This is a genomic window from Vibrio sp. OPT24 (assembly GCF_015163545.1).
Classification (GTDB): domain Bacteria; phylum Pseudomonadota; class Gammaproteobacteria; order Enterobacterales; family Vibrionaceae; genus Vibrio; species Vibrio cyclitrophicus.
The window spans coordinates 1-578 of record NZ_JADDYI010000027.1; the positions used below are offsets into that span (position 1 = coordinate 1).

Sequence of the window (578 nt, forward strand, 5' to 3'; positions counted from 1 at the left end):
TAACGCTTGCTTAAGTGGTGAGCAACACAACACTGAAGCTACCGTATACCACCTTAAACACTAAAACTAACGCACAATGAAAATGCCATGTGTTGCGAATCCACTTAAAGCACTTGTTAACCGGCACTTTCTAATCATCTAAAAACACCCACTCACCATCCGTAATCTGCTTTAATACAAAGTTGTGTCCAACAAAATCAGTTTTATTGGTTGGATTTGAAATGGGAAATTTCTTAGCGTGAATACCCGCATATTTCACCCCCATTTTTTCAACAATAGGCTTAAACTGCTCCCAAATAAGGTCTGCTTTTCTTCGCAACTCAGCTGACTCTAAAGTATCAGTACGATAATTAAGGATTAATATCCATGCCTTAGTCTCTGTCGCCCAAATTTTAGCTAACCCTTCAACTTGTACCACCTCTGAGCTTGATAATATCATTGGCTTTGTTTGCTCTCTAAAGCCTAACTTCATAACCTCTTCTTTAGTCGCAGAGTGGCTAAAGACAGATACCAACATCAGAAAAAAGAAAATAATAAATTTATGTGCAGATCCCACTTCACTATCCTTGCCGATTAAC

1 protein-coding gene is annotated in these 578 nt (G+C 38.4%); it reads right to left on the reverse strand.

Going from position 1 to position 578, the window contains the following annotated elements; translation table 11 throughout:
* Positions 1-130: 130 nt before the first annotated feature.
* On the reverse strand, positions 131-578 hold a 448-nt coding region (locus IQO02_RS08415; RefSeq protein ID WP_228006032.1), incomplete at its 5' end, for a hypothetical protein.